Source organism: Krasilnikovia sp. M28-CT-15, from assembly GCF_047159595.1.
Classification (GTDB): Bacteria; Actinomycetota; Actinomycetes; order Mycobacteriales; family Micromonosporaceae; genus Actinoplanes.
The window spans coordinates 5927686-5951315 of record NZ_BAAGAK010000001.1; the positions used below are offsets into that span (position 1 = coordinate 5927686).

Annotated in this window: 19 protein-coding genes; 12 read left to right on the top strand and 7 right to left on the bottom strand. The window is 71.2% G+C overall.

Translation table 11 applies throughout. The features are described 5' to 3' along the window. Positions 1 to 3 precede the first annotated feature (3 nt). From ACMCNO_RS27165 to ACMCNO_RS27175, 3 genes are all read right to left on the bottom strand, one after another. Positions 4 to 957: an NAD(P)-dependent alcohol dehydrogenase gene (locus ACMCNO_RS27165; protein ID WP_412752284.1), complete on the bottom strand. Its 954-nt coding sequence runs from the start codon at positions 955 to 957 to the stop codon at positions 4 to 6. 165 nt (positions 958 to 1122) lie between these two features. Further along, a complete protein-coding gene (locus ACMCNO_RS27170; RefSeq protein WP_412752285.1) occupies positions 1123 to 1332 on the bottom strand; it encodes a DUF397 domain-containing protein in 210 nt (69 codons plus the stop codon). Beyond that, the gene (locus ACMCNO_RS27175; RefSeq protein WP_412752286.1) at positions 1325 to 2230 is read right to left on the bottom strand and encodes a helix-turn-helix domain-containing protein; all 906 of its coding nucleotides are present in this window, start codon (positions 2228 to 2230) and stop codon (positions 1325 to 1327) included. The genes ACMCNO_RS27170 and ACMCNO_RS27175 overlap by 8 nt, the downstream gene beginning before the upstream one ends. 745 nt (positions 2231 to 2975) lie before the next feature. Between ACMCNO_RS27175 and tgmA the strand changes: the two genes are divergently transcribed. From tgmA to tgmC, 3 genes are read left to right on the top strand one after another with little or no spacing between them, the layout of a single operon-like run. Next, entirely contained in the window at positions 2976 to 3197 is a 222-nt protein-coding gene (tgmA, locus tag ACMCNO_RS27180) for a putative ATP-grasp-modified RiPP (protein WP_412752287.1), read from the top strand. 7 nt (positions 3198 to 3204) lie between these two features. Continuing rightward, positions 3205 to 4140, top strand: coding sequence for an ATP-grasp ribosomal peptide maturase (gene tgmB, locus ACMCNO_RS27185; protein WP_412752288.1), 936 nt, complete (start codon positions 3205 to 3207; stop codon positions 4138 to 4140). Then, positions 4137 to 5285, top strand: coding sequence for an ATP-grasp peptide maturase system methyltransferase (gene tgmC / locus ACMCNO_RS27190; RefSeq protein WP_412752289.1), 1149 nt, complete (start codon positions 4137 to 4139; stop codon positions 5283 to 5285). Before tgmB ends, tgmC begins: the two co-directional genes overlap by 4 nt. Before the next feature lie 15 nt (positions 5286 to 5300). On the opposite strand, the gene ACMCNO_RS27195 is transcribed toward tgmC, so the two are convergent. Further along, positions 5301 to 6164, bottom strand: coding sequence for a P1 family peptidase (locus ACMCNO_RS27195; RefSeq protein WP_412752290.1), 864 nt, complete (start codon positions 6162 to 6164; stop codon positions 5301 to 5303). Between the two features lie 266 nt (positions 6165 to 6430). Here ACMCNO_RS27195 and ACMCNO_RS27200 point away from each other — a divergent pair, with 266 nt between their 5' ends. Continuing rightward, positions 6431 to 8674, top strand: a complete 2244-nt coding sequence (locus ACMCNO_RS27200; RefSeq protein WP_412752291.1) for an MMPL family transporter — start codon at positions 6431 to 6433, stop codon at positions 8672 to 8674. A 96-nt stretch (positions 8675 to 8770) separates the two neighbouring features. On the opposite strand, the gene ACMCNO_RS27205 is transcribed toward ACMCNO_RS27200, so the two are convergent. Next, the gene (locus ACMCNO_RS27205) at positions 8771 to 10024 is read right to left on the bottom strand and encodes a methyl-accepting chemotaxis protein (RefSeq protein ID WP_412752292.1); all 1254 of its coding nucleotides are present in this window, start codon (positions 10022 to 10024) and stop codon (positions 8771 to 8773) included. A gap of 56 nt (positions 10025 to 10080) precedes the next feature. Further along, the gene (malQ, locus tag ACMCNO_RS27210; protein ID WP_412752293.1) at positions 10081 to 11985 is read right to left on the bottom strand and encodes a 4-alpha-glucanotransferase; all 1905 of its coding nucleotides are present in this window, start codon (positions 11983 to 11985) and stop codon (positions 10081 to 10083) included. 204 nt (positions 11986 to 12189) lie between these two features. Between malQ and ACMCNO_RS27215 the strand changes: the two genes are divergently transcribed. Genes ACMCNO_RS27215 through ACMCNO_RS27230 form a run of 4 tightly spaced genes read left to right on the top strand, consistent with a single transcriptional unit; the run spans position 12190 to position 17846 of the window. Beyond that, positions 12190 to 13524: a hypothetical protein gene (locus ACMCNO_RS27215; RefSeq protein ID WP_412752294.1), complete on the top strand. Its 1335-nt coding sequence runs from the start codon at positions 12190 to 12192 to the stop codon at positions 13522 to 13524. Positions 13525 to 13528: 4 nt separating this feature from the next. Next, a complete protein-coding gene (locus ACMCNO_RS27220; RefSeq protein ID WP_412752295.1) occupies positions 13529 to 15034 on the top strand; it encodes a hypothetical protein in 1506 nt (501 codons plus the stop codon). Next, positions 15031 to 16437 carry a CHAT domain-containing protein gene (locus ACMCNO_RS27225; RefSeq protein WP_412752296.1) on the top strand — a complete coding sequence of 469 codons (1407 nt, stop codon included), beginning with the start codon at positions 15031 to 15033 and terminating at the stop codon, positions 16435 to 16437. The genes ACMCNO_RS27220 and ACMCNO_RS27225 overlap by 4 nt, the downstream gene beginning before the upstream one ends. Beyond that, positions 16434 to 17846: a hypothetical protein gene (locus ACMCNO_RS27230; RefSeq protein WP_412752297.1), complete on the top strand. Its 1413-nt coding sequence runs from the start codon at positions 16434 to 16436 to the stop codon at positions 17844 to 17846. The genes ACMCNO_RS27225 and ACMCNO_RS27230 overlap by 4 nt, the downstream gene beginning before the upstream one ends. 9 nt (positions 17847 to 17855) lie before the next feature. Here ACMCNO_RS27230 and ACMCNO_RS27235 read toward each other — a convergent pair whose 3' ends face one another. Further along, positions 17856 to 18458, bottom strand: coding sequence for a hypothetical protein (locus ACMCNO_RS27235; protein ID WP_412752298.1), 603 nt, complete (start codon positions 18456 to 18458; stop codon positions 17856 to 17858). A 61-nt stretch (positions 18459 to 18519) separates the two neighbouring features. On the opposite strand from ACMCNO_RS27235, the gene ACMCNO_RS27240 reads away from it, so the two are divergent. The 4 genes from ACMCNO_RS27240 to ACMCNO_RS27255 all read left to right on the top strand — a co-directional run bounded on the left by ACMCNO_RS27240 (position 18520) and on the right by ACMCNO_RS27255 (position 23626). Then, positions 18520 to 19038, top strand: a complete 519-nt coding sequence (locus ACMCNO_RS27240) for a 2'-5' RNA ligase family protein (protein WP_412752299.1) — start codon at positions 18520 to 18522, stop codon at positions 19036 to 19038. Between the two features lie 173 nt (positions 19039 to 19211). Then, on the top strand, positions 19212 to 21134 hold the full coding sequence (locus ACMCNO_RS27245) for a M4 family metallopeptidase (RefSeq protein WP_412752300.1): 1923 nt from the start codon (positions 19212 to 19214) through the stop codon (positions 21132 to 21134). A 200-nt stretch (positions 21135 to 21334) separates the two neighbouring features. Then, entirely contained in the window at positions 21335 to 23260 is a 1926-nt protein-coding gene (locus ACMCNO_RS27250; RefSeq protein ID WP_412752301.1) for a hypothetical protein, read from the top strand. A gap of 63 nt (positions 23261 to 23323) precedes the next feature. Further along, a complete protein-coding gene (locus tag ACMCNO_RS27255; RefSeq protein WP_412752302.1) occupies positions 23324 to 23626 on the top strand; it encodes a DUF1905 domain-containing protein in 303 nt (100 codons plus the stop codon). Positions 23627 to 23630: the final 4 nt, after the last annotated feature.

The window sequence follows — 23630 nt, forward strand, 5'->3', positions numbered from 1 at the left end:
GAGTCAATTCACGCTCACCACCACCTTGCCGAGGGCGCGCCCCTCGCCGACATCGGCCAGTGCCGAGGGCACGTCGTCGAGGCCGACCGTGTGGCTGATGTGGATGGTGAGGTCGCCCGCCACGCAGAGGTCGGCGACCGGCTCGAAATACGCCGGCCCCTCCTTGACCGCGAGGACGCCGAGGCGGCGGTGCGTGAGCCGACCGGCCACCGTGCCGACCGTCAGGATGCGCAGCAGAGCCGAGACCGACCCGCCGACGCACCGGTACCGACCACCGCGGGCCAGGGCCCGGCGGTAGGCGAACACCGACCGGTGCGCGACCAGATCGAGGATGAGATCGTACGGGCCACCGCGGGTGAAGTCCTCGCTTCGATAGTCGATCACCTTGTCCGCACCGGCCGACCGCATGAAGTCGAGCTTGCCCGCGTTGTCGACGCCGGTCACGTGGGCGCCGAGTCGCTTGGCGAGCTGAATGGCGAACGAACCCGAACCTCCGCCAGCGCCGTTGATCAGGACCCGGTGTCCGGGCGCGACGCCGCCGGTCCCCTGCCACGCGATCACGCCCGCCTGCGGAATCGTCGACGCCTCGGCGAACGTCAGGGCCGGGGGTTTGCGGGCCAGCGCCGCCTCGGGGGCGATCGCGTACTCGGCGAAGCCGCCCTTGAGCCCGAGATTGTCGCCGTAGACCTCGTCACCGGGCCGGAAGCTGGTCACGGCCGGGCCGACCGCCTCGACCCGTCCGGCGATGTCCGAGCCGAGGATCCGGCGTGCCGGGGTGCGCAGCCCACCGATGCGTGAGTACAGCGGCGAGCCGCGCAGGGTCTCCCAGTCGCTCAGGTTCACGGAGGTCGCCGCGACCTGCACCAGCACCTGGCTGGCAGCCGGAGACGGCCGGGGGACGTTCTCGATCCGCAACACGTCCGGGGGGCCGTACCGGTCGTACACGACCGCTCTCATCCGTCCATCCTCATTCCTCGGTCAAGCAGAGCAGCCTCGGTCCGTGATCCACGTCTGCACCACACGGCCAGCTTCCCTGCTGCTGAACCGCCGAGAAACTCGCCGCGTTACGGGCCGCATCCCGCACGGTCGGCCACGGCTCGTGCTCGGAGTCGCAGTGCCCTTCTACAGGTCGAATTCGCCGTCCTTGGCGCCTGTGAGGAACGCCTCCCATTCGTCCGGCGTAAAGGTCAGGATTGGGCCGCTCCGGTCCTTTGAGTCACGGACCGCGATGATGTCGGGTAGATTGTCAGCAACTTCTACACAATCGCCCCCGTTACTGCCACTCCGAGTGCTCTTGCGCCAGACGGCACCGGCGAAATCGTGATTACCCACGGCTTTTCATCTCCCCTGTCGTCATGATCTTCTTGATCATGTCGTCTGAATCCTCATCACTCAAGGCAAGGGTTGCCAAGGCAGTCCATGCCTGCTCGTAAACGTCCAGCTCCTTCGGTCGATCTAGGTAGAGAGCCCCGGTGAGGCTTTCTGAGTAGACCGTGGGGGGCTCCCCTCTATCCCCGTTAGTTGTCGGAAATTCAAGAATCGTGAACGCACCGGATATGGATGCCCTGTGTGGTCCAGCAGAGGTTGGCAGGACCCGCACTGAGATATGCCCTTGCTCATTCGCCTTCAACAGGTACCACAATTGCTGATGCATCGCGCCTGAGGTTTCCAGCACCGCCAATAACGCTGACTCAGCAATGATGACTTCCAATTGCGGGGGCGAGGGGAAGTGTCGCGACAGCAACCCCTGACGCTCTTGTCTGATCTTTATACGTCGATCCAGCTCCGCATCCGCGAGGTCCGGTCCGTCAGCACGGAGGACGGCCTCCATATATGCGGGCGACTGGAGCAGTCCAGGAACGATTGCTGGCTCAAACTTGCGGAGCCGCGACGCGGCAGCTTCAAGGCCCACATACAACTCGAACCACCCCGGAACAGCGTCCCCGTAGGACTGCCACCAGCCTTTGGCCTTGGTCTCTTTGGCCAGACCGATGAGGGCCTCGGTGAGGTCCGGCGATGCGCCATACAGCTCGCAGAGCGCCTTGACGTCAATCCCACGCACCGGCGATTCGCCCTTTTCGATGCGCCAGATCTTCTGCGTGGAGCACTCCATGTGCTCTGCCGCCACCTCGATCGTGATCTTCTTCGGCTTGACCCCCTCTCGCAAGCCCCGCAGGTATCGGCCGAGTTCGCGGCGCGGCACTGTCGATCCGGCGCTCTCGCTGTCCACCGATGCTTCCTTCCATCCCGTGACCTGTAGGGCCGTTCATGGAAGGCATGGACCCTCCTTCATGGAAGGTTTACAGCCTGATCATGAAAATCTCCAGACCCCATCATGCCTTTTCTGCTGTGGAATGTTGCATCACGCCATCCTCAGAGCCAGCATCGAACGCGGCGGGGTGGTCACGAGCGCATCTTCCCTGGTGGCCGCCCCGCCCCAAACCGCCACCCGACATTGGGGGGATCATGGTATTCCTGGCACTAGCCTTCCTCGGGTCTGGTTTTCTAGCCGGGCTACTGTCGTTCAAGGTCAAGAACCGGTGGTGTCCGCTGTGCGGCCGGGTTCTCCGCTGTTCAGAAAGTCATGATCAACGCCACGCGAGGGCTGGGGTCCGATGACCACATCCAAGGCCGCAATCCCGGCGCCTCCCCTGCCCCGGCGGGTCCGTGGCGCATCACTCCACCCGAAGCTTCGCGCGGTCGGCCGAGCCGCGGTGGCGCATCCGCCTGACCCCGCCACCCTGGAATGTCTGCTCACGGCTCTACGCGCGTGGGAGCCGCCACCGCCCAAGCGGCGGTGACTCATGAACACTCGGACTGTCCGCATTGCGATTTCGGCGCTCGTGAGCCCACGCTCGGGCAAGCACCGCACGTTGATCATTCGCCACAGTCGCATCTGACGGAACTCTTCGCACGCCCGTTCGGCGACGTGGTGCGTAGCCTCGTAATGACCCTCGGAGAAGGAGGCGCGAGAAATGACCATGGCATTTGGCCTACGCCATGCCGTCCCAGTCGTACCAGCGCTGGTTGACCTGTCCACTGTCCACTACGACCCGGTACAGCAGATCAGCATTGTTGAGGGCGGCGGTATTACGCTCCCTGCGCTGCGGCACACCACCGGAACGACGTCGACCAATACGGCTCGGCAGGACAACCAGGGTGGTGCCGATCGCGACCAGGACCAGAGAGAGGACTGATCAACCCGTGGGCGGCCGGACCGTAGCGATCTTCACAGCTCACTTCGATGTCACAGCAGACGCAGTGATAGTCGAATTGAATCGGCGCGCAGTGCCCGTGTTTCGCTGCGATCCGGCCGACTATCCGGCGGTGGTCTCGCTCGCCGCCCATTTCGGCGTCGGCTGGACAGGCTTGCTCCGCGCCGGGGAGCGCACTCTTGACCTGGCGGACGTGGCGTGTGCGTGGTGGCGCCGTCCCGGGCGATCCACCGTCGCGCCCGACGTCCGCGAGTTCGAGTGGCTCGAACGAGAGGCCAGCGCAGGCCTTCGCGGCGTACTCTCCACCCTCCCATGGCTGAACCACCCGGAGACGATACGGGCGGCCGAGCACAAGCCATGCCAGATCGCCACGGCCGCTCAGGTGGGTTTACGCGTCCCACCGACGTTGGTCACCAACGATCCAGATGCAGCGCGGGTCTTCGCGAAGGCCCACGGTGCCTTGATCTACAAGCCGCTGACCGGCGGAATTCTGTCCGATGGCACAGTCATCTACGCCTCACCGGTCGACATGGACACAATCGACGACGGCGTTCGAGCCACGACGCACATGTTCCAACCGCGCATTACGAAAGCGTATGAGCTACGCATCACTGTGGTCGGCGAAAGATTGTTTGTCGCCCGGATTGACGCAAACAGTGAGATCGGCCGACAGGACTGGCGCGCCGACTATCAGAACTTGACATACCGTTCCTACTCGGTGCCCGATCATGTAGCTGACAAGATTCACCGTTTCATGCGGGAGATGCGGCTGAGGTTCGCGGCCATCGACATGATCGTTACGCCCGACGGCGGCCATGTCTTTCTGGAAGCAAACCCGAACGGGCAATGGGCCTGGATCGAAGATGAAACCGGCATGCCCATAGCAAGTGCAATTGCGGACGTATTGGAGGGCGCGACACCGTGAACGACGAATCGACAACCATGAGAGAGCTGTTCGTGTCGCGGCTCGCGGACCAGGGCTCGTTGAAGGACCCTTTCCTGCGTACCGCGTTCCGGGAGGTGCCGCGTCACACCTTCCTGCCCAGGTTCTTCATCCAGGAAACAGACGGCCGGTGGCGCGCCATCGACTCAAGCCACCCGCAGTACCTTCCGCTGGTCTACGCCGACACGACGCTCACGACACAGGTCAACGGCGACACGGATCCGGACCCGGCGGCGGAGCCGATCGCAGGCGACGGCACATCCAGTTCCACCCAGCCCAGCCTGATGGCGTACATGTTGGACGCGCTGGGGCTCGCCGGTTCGGATCAGGTCCTGGAGATCGGCACGGGGACCGGGTATAACGCCGCGCTGCTGTCGCATCGGCTGGATGAGGAACTGGTGACCACCATCGAGGTCGACCCGCACGTAGCCGAGCTTGCGCGCGACCGGTTGAAAGCGTGCGGATACGCACCGACGGTTGAGGTTGCTGATGGCGCTACAGGCTGGCAGGGCGGCGCACCGTACGACCACGTTATCGCGACCGTGTCGTTCCCGTTCGTTCCTCGCGCCTGGATAGACCAGACCCGCAACGGCGGCGCCATCGTCACCAGCCTGTGGCGCGACCTCGGTGGCGGCCCACTCGTGCGGCTGACCGTGAACGACGGAGTTGCCGAGGGCCGCTTCCTCACCATGGCCGGAGGATTCATGCCTACCCGCGGCGTCGCCCGCACCGAGGAATCGCTCGCCACTGCCCTACGGCAGACAGGACAGAGCAGGGATGCCCGCGTCGGCAGCACGGTGCTACATGAGGCGTCCGCCGGATTGTGGATCGCGCTGTTGGTGCCGAATGCGACGTGGATCGGTTTCACGCCCGAAGGCGAGGCGGATCAATTGTGGTTGTTCTCCTCTGACGGATCCTGGTCATGTCTGGAAGACGACGCGATGAAGGTCGAGCAGTACGGCACCCGTCGCGTGTGGGACGAGATTGAGGCCGCGCATCAATCCTGGCTCGACGCTGGGTCACCGAGCCGCGAACGTGTGGGGCTCACCGTCACCCGCGAGGGGATGCACCGTTTCTGGCTAGACGATCCGGATCACGTGTTGTGGACCAGCAGAGCGCCGCACTGACGAGCGACTCTGGCATCACGGGTGAACGCTGACCGCGCCGCGGACCGCCGCGACCATCGAGTCGACCGCGACCGCCCGCACCAATTCCAGGCTGACGTCGGCGCTCACCTCGCCCGTCGCCAGCCCCACCACCGCGTCGCCGTCGAATCGGGAGTGCGCCGGGTGGATCGCGCGCGCAAAGCCGGTGTGGCCGCTCTGTGCCAGCAGGAAACAGTCTGTCTTGGACAGTCGGGCGGTGGTCAGCACCACCCCGATCGTCGTGTTCTGCCGCCCGAACCCGGTCCCGCTCGGCAGCGGGTCCTCGGCGCCCCCGAACAGCGGCCGGCCCGTGTCGTCGAGGACGTCGCCCCACGCGTTCACGACGACCAGCGCGGCCACCTCGGCCGCACCCGCGGTCCGGGTCGCCCAGCCGACGCCCCCGGGATCGCGCCGCCCCCGCCAGGCGCCGGTACCGGCACCCGCACCGGCGCCGAGTCGGCCGACGCCGAACGGCTCACCGGCCCAGGCGGCCAGCGCCGCTGAAAGGCCGTCGTCGGCAACGGGCGGCCCAGACCGTACAGAATCGTCGAAGACGGACATGCCGACCACGATCGGGACCGGCCCTGCGGGGGTCGGGAAGCCCTGACCACGCTCCCGCAGCAGCCCCATCACCCCGTCCGCAGCCGCCAGGCCGAACGCGGAACCGCCGGACAGCACCACCGCGTCGATCCGGTCCACCAGGCGGGTCGGGTCGAGCAGGGCGAACTCGCGGGTCGCCGGGGCGCCGCCGCGCACCTCCCCGGAACCGACCGTGCCGGGCGGCGGCAGCACCACCGTGACGCCCGTTCCCGATCCCGTCCAGTGCCCGGCCCACGCCGACAACAGCTGCGGTCCCTTCATGACCGCGAGCTTGGCACAGGGGACGACATCGGGGATGCAGCGGGGCAACCCTGAGGGCGATCTCAGGGTCGATCGTGCGCTGTCTCCTCCCCCAGGTGGAGCAACAGGCCGGATGCAGAGGATTTCGGGCCTTCGGTGTCGCGCACCCGACCGTGACGCGGCCCGCGGGCGATCGGGGATCAACGCGGGTCCAACCCGGATGTCGCGACCGCGCCGCCTACCTAGGTTCATTTCGACACAACGTCGAACGGCAGGGGGAAGCGGAGATGGGACGGCGACCGGTGACGGTACGCATGGCGCGGTGGAGCGCCGAACATCCGTGGCGGGCGCTCGCCATGTGGGTCGTCTTCGTGGCGGTGTGCTTCGTCGGCGGCAACGCCGCCGGGCTCACCGAGGCCACCGCGAAGGACATGGCGATCGGCGAGTCCGGCCGGGCCGGTGTGATCGTCGAGCAGGGCAAGTTCGACACCGAACCGGCCATGGAGAACGTGCTGATCACCGCTCAGTCCGGCACGCTGGACAAGGCGGCGGCGCAGAAGGCGGCCAAGGACGCCGCCACGGCGCTGCGCACCGTTCCCGGGGTGGCCAAGGTCGGCGAGCCGGTCCCGTCGCGTGACGGGTCCGCTCTGCTCGTGCCGGTCACCATGAGCGGTGACCCGGAGACCGCGTCCGACCGGGTGGAGCCGCTGCGCGCGGCCACCGCGACCGTGCAGCAGGCACACCCGCAGCTGCGCGTCGAGGAGGTCGGCGGGCCCTCCATCAGCAAGGCTCTCGACGACACTCTCGGCAAGGACTTCCACCGCGCCGAGCTGCTCAGCCTGCCGGTGACCCTGGCCATCCTGATCATCGCGTTCGGTGCGCTGATCGCCGCGGGCGTACCCGTGCTGCTGGCCATGTCCTCGGTGGCCGCCGCGATGGGTCTGTCCACTCTGGTCTCGCACCTCATCCCGGCCAGCGACTCCACCAGCAGCGTCATCCTGCTGATCGGCATGGCGGTCGGCATTGACTACTCGCTGTTCTACGTGCGCCGGGAACGCGAGGAACGGGCCAAGGGGCGCGGCCACGTCGACGCGGTGGAGATCGCCGCGGAGACCTCCGGCCACGCGGTGGTGGTCTCCGGTACGGCGGTGATCATCGCGATGGCCGGTCTGTTCCTCGCCGGTGACGCGATCTTCTCCTCGCTGGCGGTCGGCTCGATCCTCGTCGTGGCGGTCGCGGTGCTCGGCTCGCTGACCGTGCTGCCCGCCCTGCTGGCCAAGCTGGGCCGCTGGGTGGACCGGCCGCGGGTGCCGTTCCTGTGGCGCCTCACCGCGCGCCGTATCGGGCCGGACGGGCAGCCCATGGCGGGCCGGTTCTGGCCGATCGTGTTGCGCCCGGCGCTGCGCCGGCCACTGGCCACCCTGGTCGTCAGCGTGCTCGCGCTGCTGGCCCTGGCCGCACCCGCGCTGGGGATGAAGCTGAAGTTCCCGGGTACGGAGGACCTGCCGCGCACCACGGCCGCCATGCAGGCGTACGACCGGCTGACCGCCGCGTACCCGAGCAACGGCACCAGCCACACCGTCGCCGTGCAGGCGCCGGCGGAGCAGGCGGACGCGGTGAAGGCGGCGCTGACCCGGCTGGCGAACAGCGCCCAGAGCGATCCGCTGTTCGCGAAGCTGGAGACGACCGGCCCGGAGATCAAGGTGTCGCCGGACCACACCGTCAGCGTGCTGTCCGTGGCCACCCCGTACTCGACGCGCAGCGCCGAGGCGGAGCAGTCGCTGCACCGGCTGCGGAACGATCTGGTCCCGGCCGCCCTGGACAGCGTCCCGGGCGCGGAGTACGCGGTGGGCGGCGGCGTCGCCGAGAGCGACGACTACGCGTCCCACATCTGGCACAAGCTGCCGGTCGTGGTCGGCTTCGTGCTGGCGCTGACGTTCCTCGTGATGGCGTGGACGTTCCGCTCGGTGGTGGTGGCGCTGACCTCGATCATCCTCAACCTGCTCTCGGCGGCCGCCGCGTACGGGCTGCTGGTGCTGGTCTTCCAGAACACCTGGGCGGAGGGGCTGCTCGGGTTCACCTCGATGGGTGCGATCGTCACCTGGCTGCCGCTGTTCCTGTTCGTGGTCCTGTTCGGACTGTCGATGGACTACCACGTCTTCGTGGTCAGCCGGATCCGCGAGGCGGTGCAGCGCGGGGTGCCCAACCGGGAGGCGGTCGCCGAGGGCATCGCCGGGTCGGCGGGCGTGGTGAGCAGCGCCGCGATCGTCATGGTCGCCGTCTTCGCGATCTTCGCGACGCTGAGCACGATCGACATGAAGCAGCTCGGGGTCGGCCTGGCCGCGGCCATCCTGCTCGACGCCACGATCATCCGGGCGGTGGTGCTGCCGTCCGTGATGACGCTGCTGGGCAACGCGAACTGGTGGGCGCCGCGGTTCCTGCGCGGTGGCGGCAAGCACGCCGCCCCGACCGGCCGCGACTCCGCGCCCGAGGGTGAGGAGCCGACCCGGGAGCTGGTGGGCGCGGCCTGACGGCCCCCCTGCCGGGCGGTCCGCCGCCCACCGATCCGCCGCCTCCCGATCCGCCGCCTCCCGGCACAGGGTCGGGAGGCGGCGGCCGTTCGGAACTCAGCCGTCCGTACGGGCGAGCTGGAAGCGGCCGACGATCGTCCGCAGCTGGGTGGCGGTGTCGTGCAGCGCCGTGGTGAGCTGCTGGGTCTCCACCGCCCCCGCGGCCGTGCCGCGGGCGGCCTCGGCGACCGTGTCGATGCCGCCGGTGATGTCGTCCGTGCTGGCCGCCGCGTCGTGCACAGCCGCGCTGACCTCGGTGGCCGAGCCGGTCTGCTCCTCGACCGAGAACGCGATCGTCTGCTGCAGGCCGCTGACCTTGGTGATCACCTCGGCGATCCGGCCGATCGCGGTGACCGCGTCCGCACTCTCCTCCTGGATCGCGGCGATCCGGCGGCGGATGTCCTCGGTGGCGGTGGCGGTCTGCTGTGCCAGGTCCTTGACCTCCCCGGCCACCACGGCGAAACCCTTGCCGGACTCGCCCGCCCGGGCCGCCTCGATCGTGGCGTTGAGTGCCAGCAGGTTCGTCTGCTCCGCGATCGCGGTGATCGTCTTCACCACGTCCTCGATCGCGGCGGTGCTGGCGGCCAGGCCCGCCACCACCTGGTTGGTCTGGGCCGCGGCCTGGGCACCGGCGTCGGCCACCTCGGCGGCCTGGCCCGCGTTCTGGGCGATCTCCGACATCGAGCGGGACATGTCCGCCATGCCGTCCGCGGCGCGGCGCACACTGCCGCTGACTCCACCCGAGGCCCGCGCCAGCGACTCCGCCTGGCCGGAGGCATGCGTGGCGCTGCCGTCGAGGCGGGTGCTCACGTCGGCCAGCCGGGCGGCGGAGCGGCCGAGCTCCTCGGCGCTGTCGCCCATCCCGGCCAGGGCGGCGGACATCTCCGCGACGACCTCGTTGAGCCCGGCCGCGATCTGGCCGACCTCGTCGCGGCCGTCCACCCGGATCCGGCCGGTGAGGTCGCGGGCCACGATCCGCTTGAGGAACGCCAGGGTGGCCCGCAGCGGCTGGGTGATGCTGGCCGCGACCCACCAGACGATCAGCACGATGACCACGGTCGCGACCACGCTCAGGGTGCCCATGGTCCGGACCATCCCGTCGCGGACCTCGTCGGGCACCTTCCCCTTCAGGTACGAGACGGCGACCCAGTCGTGCAGCAGGGAGTTGCCGCCCGCCAGCGTCGCGGCGAGGAAGACGAGCAGCGCGCGCATGCTGGGGAACAACCGCCACACGCGCGACAGGCCGCCGACCTTCCGTTCCGCGGCAGGGGCGGCGGGGTCGTCAGCGCCATGGTCAGATGTTTTGCTCACGGTTTTCCTTGTCGGTCGTTCCGGGTCCGTCTTGAGCGGTTGCCCAGTGCCCCTGCTCAGGCGGCCCACTGCTCGTCGTCGCACTCCGGCCGGGGCGGCCGGTCGGCCGCCAGCGTCGCCAGGACCCGCCGGGCCAGCACCCGCTCGAACAGATCATGGATCGGCAGGGGCAGCGGGATACGCCAGTTCGGGTGCTCGTCGATCGTGCCGGGGATGTTCGGGCGCACCCGGACCCCGGCCAGGTCGTCCAGGGTGGCCATGGCCAGCCGGGAACGGGAGGCGGACAGTTCGGCGTACATCGCGGTGACCGCCTGCTCGACCTCCAGACGGCCCGACCCGTCCAGCCCGTCCGGGTCCAGCCCGGCGACCGCGGCGATCCGGCGGCGCAGCACGGCCTGGGCGTCCGGGTCGACCCGCTTGCCGATGAGCTGGCAGGTGCGCAGGTCGGAACCGTCCAGCAGGCCGCCGATGGTGGGCTGGTCGTGGGTTTCGCAGGCCACCATGGCCCGCTCCGGGAACTCGTCGGGATGGGTACGGGTGGACACCCGGTACGACAGGGTGCCGGCGTCGGCCATCACCTGCAGGGCCCGCTCCTCCAGCGTGCCCATGTCCTCGCCGACCACCCAGGCGCCCGCCCGGTGCGCCTCCAGCCGCAGGATGCCCAGCAGCGCGTCGCCGTGGTAGCGCACGTACACGCCGTCGTCGGCGCCGCCGCCCAGCGGCACCCAGAACAGCCGCCACAGCCCCATCACGTGGTCGATGCGCAGGGCACCGGCATGCCGCAGCCCGGCCCGGACCATCGCCACGAACGGGGCGTACTCGGCCGCGGCCAGCCGCGCCGGGTCGAACGGGGCGACGCCCCACCGCTGCCCGCCGGGGTTGCCGTGGTCGGACGGGCAGCCGATCTCGAACCCGGACGCCACCAGATCCTGGTACACCCAGCCGTCCGCGCCACCGGCGTCGAAGCCGACCGCGAGGTCCAGCACCACGTCGGCGCCCTGCGCGCAGGCCCGGGCGAGCTGCCGGTCGGCGACCCACTGGCACCAGGCCCAGAACCGGACCCGGTCGGCATGTGCGGCCGCGAACCGGGCCACCTCGGCGGTGTCCGGCCGTCGATAACCCTCCGGCCAGTCCCACCAGGCGCCCTCGTGGTGCTCCGACAGCGCCGACCAGACCGCGAACCGGTGCAGGGCGGCCCCCTGCTCGGCCACGAACGCCTCGAACTCGGGGCCGGGCTCGCCGCCGACGGCGGCCCAGATCCGTTCCAGTGCCGCGATCTTCAGCGCGAACGCGGCGTCCCGGTTGATGCGGTCGCACTCGTTGAGGGCCTCGCCTTCGTCGGCCAGGTCGGACAGGTCGGCCAGCCCGGCGTCGGGGATCTCGGCCACGGCGATGTGCAGCAGATTGAGGAACTGCCGCGACGCGGGGGCGTACGGCGACGGGTTCTGGTGCCGCGACGGACGGGCGGCGTGCATCGGGGAGACCAGGACGGCCCGGCCACCGGCCGCCGCGGTACGCCGGGCCAGCCAGGCCAGGTCGGCGAAGTCGCCGATACCCCACGAGGTGTGCGACCGGGCGGCGTACAGCTGCGCGGCGATCCCGAAGCCGCGCTCCGGCTCGCCGAACGTGCGGGGTGCGACCACGATCAGCCGGTTCGCGGCCAGCGGCCCGGTCAGCCGGTGGTAGCCGTACGGGACCTCGGGCGGCAGCCACCCGTCGAGCTGCCACACCTCGCCGTTCTCGCAGACCAGTTCGCCGACCAGTTCCGAGTGTCCCCAGTCGGGCCAGCCGACGAGCGGGACCGTGGCCGGAGCCGGGCGGGGTGCGTCGCCGAGCTGGTCGCGCAGCCGGGCCAGGGTGGCGTCGGACACGGAGCGCTCGTTGCCGAACGCGTCGACGAAGGTCGCCTGCAGGCCGAGCGGCGCCAGCTCCCCGATCACCTGATCCCGCCATGTGGTCATGCCCGAAGAGTCGGTCCCGCCGGTTGCCGGGTCCCCGACGAATCGGGTACCGGGCAGTTGCGGCGATACCCCGTGACCTGCGGACTGCCTGTTTTGCGGCAGTCCTGTCAGATGAGTGACCGACCTTGTCGGTCGCGTGACGGCGGGATCACCATGGAGAGACCCACATCACAGGCCTGGCCTGCGAACCCGGGAGGTGCCGACGTGACCGATCAGCTGCCGGTGGGCCCGTACCGGATGGTGCGGACCGCGGAGGGCACGGCCGTGCCGTGGTATGTGGTCCCGTTCGATGCGGACGGCGCCTGCACCGGTCCGCGCACCCGCGACGATCTGGTGGCCCGGGCGCGCGGCGGCGGGTTCACCGACATCGTGATCTTCTGCCACGGGTGGAACAACGACTGGCGCCAGGCCACCGGCCGCTACGACGACTTCTTCAACGGGTACGTCCGGCTGCGTACTGAACGGGCCCTGCCCGTCGCGCCCGACTACGCGCCGCTGCTGGTCGCGATCTTCTGGCCGAGCAAACTGCTCGTGGCGGACGCGGACCAGCCACCCGACTTCGCGGGCGACGAACCCGACGACGCGCGGGTCGGCGACGAGCGCGCCGACCTGGCCGAGCTGGCCGCGGTGGTGGACCCGGACGACCGCTCCCGGCTGTTCGAGCTGGCGCAGCAGCGCAGCCTCGACGAGGCGGACGCGCTAGAGCTGGCCGGGATCCTCGCCCCGCTGTACGCCACGGACCGCGAGGAGACCGCGGAGCAGGCACCCCCGACCCCGGCGGAGATCGCCGCGTCCTGGCAGGCGCCGCGACAGCGCCGCTCGGCCGACCCCGCCGACTTCGACACCGCCCCCACCACTGTGGACGGAGCCCCGCACGCGGCGGGCTGGCCGGACTTCCTGCGGCCGCGCGAGATCCTGCGCGGCGCGTCGGTGTGGCTGATGAAGGACCGGGCCGGGCGGGTGGGTGCCCGCGGCGTCGGCCCGCTGCTGGTGCAGCTGCTCGGCACCGGCGCCCGGGTGCACGTCGTCGGCCACTCGTTCGGGGCGAAAGTGCTGCTGTCCGCGATCGCCGCCCCGGCCGCGCTGCCGGCGCCGGTCCACTCGGCGCTGCTGCTGGAGCCCGCGGTGTCGCACCTGTGCTTCGCCGCGGACGCCGACGGCCACGGCCACCCGGGCGGCTACCGGGCCGTACTCGACCGGGTCGGCCAGCCGATCCTGTCCACCTACAGCGCCCACGACGAGCCGCTGACGAAGTTCTTCCACCTCGCGCTGCGCCGCGCCGGTGACCTCGGCGAGGCGGACATCGCCGCCGACGAGCCGCCGAGCCGCTACGCGGCGCTCGGCGGCTTCGGCCCGCGCCCGCTCGGCGCGCAGGCGGCGCTCACCCCGATCCTCGACCCCACCACCCGGTACGCGCTGACCGCACCGGGCCTGCAAGTGGTCGGTGTGGACGGCACCCGCGCGATCCCGTCGCACGGCGAAATCAGCAACCCGAGCACGTGGTGGATGTTGTACGACCTCATGACCCGGGCGGGGTGACGCGATGGCCGAGATGCTCAAGCGCCGGTACGACCTGAGCGCGCTCAAGATCCGGCTGCTGGCGGACGCCGACCCGCCGTCGGTGCGCTGCGAGCTGGAACTGACCCGCGAACACGTACCCGAGCCGGTGGCGAACTGGCAGTTGCCCGCCACCGAGCTGGGGCTGCCGCCCGTGCTGGACTGCGCCCAGAGCCACGGCTCCGGGTACGAGTTCCGGCTGCCCGCGGCGATCGCCGCCGAGCTGGCCGACGCGGTGCGGGAGGCGGCCGCGCCGGAACGGCCACTGTGGCTGCACCTGGTCCGCCCGTTCGGGCATCTCGGGCTGGTGCCGTGGGAGCAGTTGCTGGCCCCGGTGCTGCCGGTGCCGGTGTTGCGGCTGCCCGATTTCGTGGTCGAGCCGGTCCGGTCCCGGCGGGCGGTGACGGTCGCGTTGTGCGCCGACGACGGCCCCGGGGACCTGCGGGAGCAGGCGGACCTGGTCGGCCGCCTGGCCGCTGCGATCGTCGGTGCGGTCCCGCTGCCGACCACCCTGCACATCTTCCCCACCGCCGCGCTGTACGAGCTGCTGCGGCACGCCAAGTCGCCGGTGGACCGGGCGGACCGGGTGTTGCTGCACGATCCGGCGGGTGCGGCCGCGGCCGCGCAGGCGATCGGCGGCACCCAGTCGGACGAGCGGTACCTGGGCGCCAACCGCGCGCCGTTGTATGCGGCCTCCACGGATTCGTCGGTGGGGCAGCACCGCAACGCCTGGCTGACCTGGATGCGCGACGCCCTGTGCGGCCAGGGCGTCGACGTGGTGCATTTCCTCGCCGGGGCGGTGCTGCGCCTGGACCAGGGTGCGCTGACGTTGTCGGAGAACCCGGCGGATCCCGCGGACACCGGCCTGTCCGTGGTGTCCACGGCGGCGCTGACCCGGTTCCTGCTGCAGGTCGGGGCGTGGGGCTGCGGGTTCACCTCCCCGCCGGGCAACCCGTCGGAGATGGGCCTGCGGCTGGTCGCCACGACGATCGCGGACCTGCGGCCCACCACCCTGCTGCACCACGAGGCGCGCCTGGACCCGCAGTTGCGGGCGCTGGCCGACGGCTACCGGCTGATGACCAGCCCCGAACCGACCCTGCCCCCGGACGGCGGCGGCGCGGTGTTCGTGTACTGCCAGCCGTTCCAGGTGGCCACGGAGCCGGGCCGCGACGAGCGGGCCGGCGCGGCCGCTGCGGCACCGGGGACGGCCCCCTCCGATAAGGTGCGCGAGCTGCTCACCGACGCCCCGGCCACACCGACCTGGGTGTCGGCGTCGCAGCGTTTCGTCGAACAGTACGAGTGGCGCCTGCACCAGTGGCGCGACGACCAGCCGGTCCCGCCGGAGCTGAGCGATGGGGTGGCGAAGGCACTGGAGCTGATCCAGGGGGTGGTCGACCGGTACGCCGAGGCCCCCGCCGTGGAGCACGAGAGCGCACCGACACCGGTGGTGGACCTCAGCGACGCCCCACCGGATCCGGAGGTGCCGCGATGAGCCGGGTGATCATCCAGGTGGGGCCGGACCGCGACGACGCCCTGTGTTTCCGGCTGGAGCGGGGCCCCATCCCGCCGACCGATCCGAAGCCGCGCAAGCTGGTGTGCTCGGCCGCGCAACTGCCCACCGGCAAACCCGCGCCGCCGCCGAACGGCTGGGTGCGCGAGTACGGCCGGCGGCTGTGGCAGGAGCTGACCCAGCACCCGGACGTGCGGCGCGCGCTGAGCAACGCCGCGGGCGCCCCGGCCGGGCAGTCCCAGTCCATCATGTTCAACCTGCTGGATCAGCGGGCCGAGCTGTACAACTGGGAGATGCTCTGCGACGAGGGCGACCATTTCCTCGCGCTGGAGCGGGCCCCGATCGGCCGGATCGCCGAGCAGGGCATCGACCTGGCCGGGGCGGTGCCCACGTTCACCGGGCACCTGCGGATCACCGCGGTGCTCTCCGCCCTGGGCGTGCCCGCCGAGCAGGAGTGGTCCGGCCTGTACGCGGCCGTGCAGGCGGCCCGGGCGACCGGCATCCGGGTCAGCGTGACCGTCCTGGTCGGCGAGGAGGACCTGCTCGACAAGATCAGCGACGTGGCCGCCCAGGACCGGGACCTGCACGCGGTCGCCGTGCCCGACCGGGGCACCGACGTGCTGCGAGCGATCACCGACAGCCGCCCGCACGTGCTGCACTTCTTCTGCCACGGCGCGGCGGATCAGGGCCAGCCCCGGCTGCTGCTGGCCACCGGGCAGGACGTCGAACGCCAGGCCGTGGGCCCGGCCACGCCGAGCGTACGGCTGCACATCGAGCAGATGCGTACGCTGCTGGCGCCGCTCGGGGTCTGGCTGGTGGTGCTGAACTGCTGCCAGGGCGGGATGGCCGCGCAGGAGGTGCATTCGCTGGCGCATTCGCTGGCGGCGGCCGGGGTGCCCGCCGCGCTGGGCATGCGCGAGACCGTGCAGGCGCTGGCCGCGTACGAGTTCTCCCGGGTGTTCTACCGGGAGCTGCTGACCGAGCTGGGCACCCGGCTGGCCCGGCCCGCGGCCGGGGTGGTGGACCGCGACATCGACTGGCCGCACATCCTGAACGCGCCGCGGGCGGCACTGGTGGAGAGCTACAGCGACGACGCCACCACGTTCGGGGAGTGGACGCTGCCGGTGCTGTACACCCGGCTCGACCCGTTCCAGGTGCGGCTCGCGGCGCAGGTCTGGGACACCGGGCCGGAGGAGCCGGCCCCACCGGTGGCCGGGCCGCCGGGGCTCACCTCGGACGGTGTCACGATGGCCATCGTGGCGGCGCTGCTGAACCGGCTGCCCGCGGACACCCCGCCGGACGCCGTGGCCGAACTGCGCCGCCTCGCCGGTGCCCCACCACCCGGCCCCGGCGGCCCGGCCGACGCACCGGCGGGTGCGACGTGAGCGACGGCTGGCCGCGGACGCTGGCCATCAACGCGTGGCCGGACGCGCCCGCGGACGCCGAGCTCGGACCCGCCGCAGCCGCCTGGATCCTCGGTCAGGAGGTGGACGACCGCGCCCGGGAGGCGGGTCTGGTCCTCGCCGCGGACGAGCCACCGGACCCGCGCGACTGGCGGCGGGCGGACGTGGGCTGGGGGGTGGTCCTGCCGTGGACCGGCGCGCCGGTCGCCGACCAGGCGGGCCTCGTGGACGCCCCGGCGGCGATCCAGCGCCTCGCGCAGGCCCGGGCGGGCCCGGACGGCCCGGCGGTCTTCCGGTACGCCGCCGAGGACGGCCTGGGCCTGCTGCGCCGGGTGTACCCGGCCGGGGACCACCAGCGGGTCGCGATCACGGGCGGGCCGACCGGCACCGGCCGCGGGCAGCTGCCGGCGTACCTGCTGCTGGCCGGCGGGCCCGCGCAGCTGCCGTGGGAGTTGCAGTGCCGCCTGAACCTGTCCTGCGCGGTCGGCCGCCTGGACCTGCCCGCCCCGGCCCTGGACCGGTACGTCGAATGCCTGCTCACCGAGTGGGCGGACTCGGCGGTGTGCGCCGCCAAGCCGGTCGTCTGGGCCACCGACTCCGACGACATCACCGAGCTGATGCGGGTGGCGGTGGCCGAGCAGCTCGCGGCGAAGTTCGCCGCCGACCCGGACACCGGGGCGGGTGCCCGGTATCTGCGCGGCCCGCAGGCCACCGCCGGGGCGCTGGTGGACGCGCTCGCCGCGAACCGGCCGTCCGTGGTGGTCACCACCAGCCACGGCCGTACGGGCCCGCTGTCCGACCCGGACGCCATGGCCCGTGACCTGGGCCTGCCGGTGGACGCCGAGCGGCAGCCACTGGATCCGGCCGCGCTGCTGGCGGCCTGGCAGCCGGACGGCGCCATCTGGTACGCGCACGCGTGCTGCTCCGCGGGCAGCGACGCCACCAGCCGGTTCACCGCGCTGGTGCCCGCCGGGTCACAGGTGGCGACCGTGCTGGACGCCGTCGCCGCGCTCGGGCACCGGGTGGCCCCGCTGCCCACCGCGCTGCTGTCCGCGCCGAAACCCGCCCGGGCGTTCATCGGCCACGTGGAGCCCACGTTCGACTGGACGCTGGAGCGCCCGGAGACCGGGCAGCTGATCAGCGCGGCCACTCTGCGGGCCTTGTGGACGGGCTGCTTCCAGCGTCGTCCGGAGCCGATCGGGCTGGCGTTCCGGCAGCAGTTCACGCACGCGGCGCAGCTGTTCGGTGAGGCGGCGCAGACCAACCGCAACAGCCGCGCGGACTCCCCGCAGCGGCGGGCCGCGTCGGTGGCGCTGCTGACCGCGTACGACCGGCAGAGCATGGTGATCTTCGGCGACCCCACGGTGTGCGCCGCCGCCCTGGGCGGCTGAGCGGCGCGGTCAGCCGCTCGGGGTGCTGTGGCGGCGCGCCTCGGTCACGTCCGCCATCAGCTGGTCCCACAGCGGGTCGGGCCGGAACGCCGCCAGCGGCAGGCCCTTTCCGACCCGGGCGAACGTGTACTCCCACCAGGCCGCGACCCGTACCGGCCAGAGGCCGACCCGCACCGCCCCGGCGAGGAAGCACCGGTGCACCAGCACGGTGGCCGCCAGCATGCCCGGGTCCAGTTCCAGCTCCGGGTCGTCGACGGCCCGGCCGAGGGCCCGCACGTCACGGTGCATCTCGGAGTACGCCACCAGGTGGGGCACGGCGGGCACCAGCAGGTCGGCGTCCGGCTCGAGCAGGTCCGCCGCGTACGCGGGAATGAACGCCACGTCATCGACGGTGACGATGAGCGGCAGCTGCTCATGGCCGCGCCGCACCCCCAGCTCGACCGCGGGGGCACCGGTCGGCGCGGTGATCTGCTCGGCGCCGAGCACGTCGCCCGGATCCAGCCGCACGGTGTCCCCGATGGCCGGCACGTGCGCCGTGACGACCCCGGACTCGGCCGACACCTCCGTGCCCGGCACCCCACTCAGGAGACGGACGAGTTCCTCACTGTGCATGCGCCGGTTATACCTACCGGGCGCACCCCACCGTGCGGCGCCATGCCATTACGGTGGGCTGGTGGTCGCGGCGCTCGAACTGTATCTGGACGTCCACGCGACGCGACGGCTCCGTACGCTGTGGCACGCGCTGGAGGCCGAGGGTGTCCCGACCCTGGCGTCGCTGCACTCGGAGAAGCACCGCCCGCACGTGTCGCTGGCCGCGGCGGCCCGGCTCGACCCGGAGCCGGTGGCGGACGCGCTGGCCGGTCTCGGCCTCGGCGTGGGACTGACGCTGGATCTTGATTTCGTCGGGCAGTTCGTGGGCCGGGTGCTGTGGCTGGGGGTCGCTCCCACCGCGGAGCTGCTGGCGGCGCACCGGGCCGTGCACGAGCGCCTTGCCGCGGCCGGGATCGAGGTGTGGGACCACTACCGGCCGGGCCGGTGGGTGCCCCACTGCACGGTCTCGCTGCGGGTGCCCAATCCTCAGCTGGCTCCGGCGCTGCGCCGCTGTCTGGAGATCCTGCCGGTGCGCGCGACGGTGACCGCGGCGTCCGTGACGGACCACGCAAACGACATTGCCCACTCACTCGCGGGGTGAGCAGGGCCGCTTAACAAGTGTGAACGCGCTTTCCCGGCGCACGCAAGGGTTTTCCCCGATTCGGTGAACCTCATCGATGCCTAGCGTCTCACCTCAAGTCATCCAGGTGAGCCGCACAGGTCACCGGACGTCGAGCCCGCCCGCCAACCCCCGGGTGGGAAAGGAGTACCCGCGTGAAATCTCGAACCCCCCTCATCGTCGCCCTGGCGGCCGGCACCGCAGCCGCTGCCAGCATGGTGGCGATAGCCGGTCAGGCAAACGCCCAACCCAGTGGCCCGTCGGGCGCCCCGGCGGCCGCGAAGGCCGCGTCGGAGCTGGTCGCCGGCCGCCCCCAGCTGTTGCACGCCACCTCGGACGACGCGTTCGTGCAGCGGCCGGTCATCTCCTCGGGCGGGCTGCAGTTCGTCCCGTACGACCGCACCTACAAGGGACTGCCGGTGATCGGCGGTGACTTCGTCGTGGTCACGGACAACGCCGGCAAGACGAAGTACACCTCGGTCGCCCAGTCCGGGTCGATCGGCGATCTGGCCGTCACGCCGAAGCTGAAGGAGGCCGCCGCGCTGGCGGTCGCCAAGCGCGAGCTGAAGACGGTCAGCAGCGTCGAGGGCACCAAGCTGGTCGTGCTGACCACCGAGGGGGCGCCCGCCCTGGCCTGGGAGAGCACCCTGCGCGGGACGAGCGCCGAGGGCCCGAGCCGGCTCACGGTGGACGTCGACGCCGTCACCGGCAAGGTGCTGACCACGCGGGAGCACGTCACCGACGTCACCGGTACGGGCACCGGCTGGATCAACGGCTCGGTGAGCCTGAACACGACCCAGTCCGGCAGCACGTACAGCCTGAAGGACCCGACCCAGACGACGCTGGTCTGTCAGGACGCCGCGAACAACACGACGTTCAGCGGCTCGGACAACGACTGGGGCAACGGCACCGGCACCAGCAAGGAGACCGGTTGCGTCGACGCGTTCTACGTCGCCCAGAAGCAGACCGGGATGCTGTCGTCGTGGCTGGGCCGCAACGGTCAGAACGGCAACGGCGGCGCCTGGCCGATCCGGGTCGGCCTGAACGACCAGAACGCGTACTACGACGGCACCCAGGTGCAGATCGGCAAGAACACCGCCAACCAGTGGATCTCCTCCGCGGACGTGGTCGGCCACGAGCTGGGCCACGGCATCGACGACAACACGCCGGGCGGCATCTCGCGGGGCAACACCCAGGAGTTCGTGGCGGACACGTTCGGCGCGGCGACCGAGGCGTTCGCCAACAACCCGAACGACCCGCCGGACTACCAGGTCGGCGAGGAGGTCAACCTGGTCGGCAGCGGCCCGATCCGGTACATGTACAACCCGTCGCTGGCCGGTGACGACAACTGCTACTCGAGCAGCACGCCGGGCCAGGAGGTGCACGCCGCGGCCGGTCCGGGCAACCACTGGTTCTACCTGCTGGCGGAGGGCACGAACCCGAGCAACGGCCAGCCGGCCAGCACCCGGTGCAGCGGTTCGGGCGCCATCACGGGCCTGGGCATCCAGAAGGCCATCAAGATCATGTACAACGCGATGCTGATGAAGACGTCCAGCTCGTCGTACCTGAAGTACCGGACCTGGACGCTGACCGCCGCGAAGAACCTCTTCTCCGGCAGCTGCACCGAGTTCAACGCGGTCAAGGCGGCCTGGGACGCGGTCAGCGTGCCCGCGCAGTCCGGCGACCCGACCTGTGACGGCGGCACCACCCCGCCGACCACTCCGCCCACGGGCTGCACCGGCACCAACAACACCGACGTGACCATCCCGGACGCCGGTGCCGCGGTGTACAGCGACATCGCGATCAGCGGCTGTGCCCGCAACGCCTCGTCGTCCTCGACGGTCGCGGTGAACATCGTGCACACCTACCGGGGTGACCTGAGGGTCGACCTGGTGGCGCCGGACGGCACCGTCTACAACCTGAAGGCGACCAGCGGCTCGGACAGCGCGGACAACGTGAACACCACGTACACCAAGGACCTGTCCGGCAAGGCCGCCGACGGCACCTGGCGGCTGAAGGTCCAGGATGTCTACTCCGCGGACACCGGCCACATCAACAGCTGGTCGCTGACCATCTGACCGAACCACCTTCCCCAACGGCGGGGGCCGGCGCACTGCGCCGGCCCCCGTTGGCGTGCGCCTGGCCATTCGGGTACGACGTCCGTACAGTGCAGATTGCACCATTTGTCGGCGCGCCTTCCTCCGTTCTGCCACCCGGGCGCCAGACTGACCGCAAGGGACGGCTGTCCCGCAGGACGCTGCACGCCACGGAGGGAACCATGCTCAGCAGGCACCGTGCCGGATCCGCCGCCGCGGTTCTCCTCATCACCCTCGGATCGGTCGTCCCGGGTGCCGGCGCCTCCGCCGTGCCCAGCGCGCCCGGCGGCCAGGTCCGGCACATCCACCAGCGCGGCACCGCCGAATACCAGCCGACCGGCACGGGAACGGGCGTGCCCGCAGCACTGTCCACCGAGATCCCGCACCGGCACGGGGACGACGCGCGCGTATCGGCCGCGGCCGGCGCGGACCGCACCCTCGCGCCCGCCGGGGCGACCCGCGCCGCGCTGACGCGATCGGCGACCACACCCGCGCCGCCACCACCGCCCGGGGTGATCCGCACCCCCCGCCTGCTCACCAGCTTCGACGGCATCAACCACCGCCAGCAGCGGACCGCGAACAACGGCAACCAGTTCAGCCTCGAACCGCCCGACCAGGCGCTGTGCGTCGGCAACGGGCACGTCGTCGAGGCGGTCAACGACGCGTTCCGGGTGTACGCCGCGAACGGCACCGGCCAGACCGGCGTGGTCGACCTCAACACGTTCTTCGGCTACCCGCCCGCGATCAACCGCAGCACCGGGGTGTTCGGCCCCGAGATCACCGACCCGGTCTGCCTCTACGACCCCACCACCCGCCGCTTCTTCCTGGTCGTGCTGACCCTGGGCACCACGCGCGACGGCGACTTCACCGGGCAGAACCAGCTCGACATCGCGGTCACCGGCGACCCCACCGGGGTGTGGAAGACGTACTCCGTGGACGCCACCGACGACGGGCGCAACGGCACCCCGGTGCACCCGAACTGCCCGTGCATCGGCGACTACCCGCACATCGGCGTGGACGCGTACGGCTTCTACCTCACCACGAACGAGTACGCGTTCTTCGGCGACGAATACAACAGCGCCCAGGTGTACGCGTTCTCCAAGCGGGCGCTCGCCCGCGGCGACGCCGACGTGCTGGTGACCCAGTTCGACACCACCGCGGCCGACGCCGGGCGCAACGGCTTCACCCTCTGGCCCGCCCAGTCGCCGAGCACCGGCGACTACGACCGCAGCCAGAAGGGCACGGCGTACTTCCTCTCCTCGAACGCGGCCGAGGAAGCCACCGGCACCGACGACTACGTCTCGGACAGCATCGTCACGTGGAGCCTCACCAACACCCGATCGCTGGACTCGGCCCGCCCCGCCGTCCGGCTGCACGACACCCGGGTCGGCGTGCACAGGTACTCCCTGCCGCCGCTGGCCGACCAGAAGGCCGGGCCCGCGCCGCTGGCCGAGTGTCTCAACACGCCCGCGTGCGCCACCGTGCTGCTCGGCGCGCCCGACCCGCTGGCCCCGGAAACGCTGTCGCGGCTGGACAGCAACGACACCCGGATGCAGCAGGTCACGTACACCGGCGGGCGGCTCTACGGGGCGCTCGACACCGCGGTACCCGCCGGTGGGGCCACCAAGGCGGGCATCGGCTGGTACATCGTGCAGCCCCGCTCGTCGTCCTCGTCGGTCCACGCGAGCCTGCTCCGGCAGGGCCAGCTCGGGCTCGCCGGTAGCCACCTCATCTACCCGGCGATCGGGGTTACCGCGGAAGGCCACGGCGTCATGGCGTTCACGCTGACCGGTGGCGGGTACTACCCCTCCGCGGCGTACGCCGCGTTCGACGGCCACGCCGGCGCCGGGGCGATCTACCTCGCCAAGGCCGGGGTGGGACCGCAGGACGGGTTCAGCGGCTACCGGGCCTTCAACGACCCGCCCCGGCCGCGCTGGGGTGACTACGGCGCCACCGCGGTCGACGGGCACCGGATCTGGATCGCCAGCGAGTACATCGGCCAGCGGTGCACACTCTCGCAGTACGTCGCCGACCCGTTCGGCAGCTGCGGCGGCACCCGCACCGCGCTGGCCAACTGGGGCACCCGGATCAGCCTGATCAAGCCGTGAGCCCACGACGGTCCGCGGACCGGTGACCGCCCGCGGACCGTCGTCACCCCTAGGGTGGGGCCCATGGTCGTCGTCTTCGATGCTGAGCTGTGGATCTGGGACGCCCGGCGCGGCGACAGCTGGACCTTCGTCAGCGTGCCGGCCGAAGAGTCCGAGGAGATCCGTGAGCTGAGCGCCGGACCACGCCGCGGCTTCGGGTCCGTACGGGTGCTGGTCACGCTCGGCGGCAGCACGTGGCGGACCTCGATCTTTCCGGACAGCGCGCGGGGCTGCTTCGTGCTGCCGATCAAGCGCGCGGTGCGCAAGGCCGAGACTCTCGACGTGGGCGACGTCGCCACGGTGCGGCTCGAACTCGTCGACCTGTGACCCG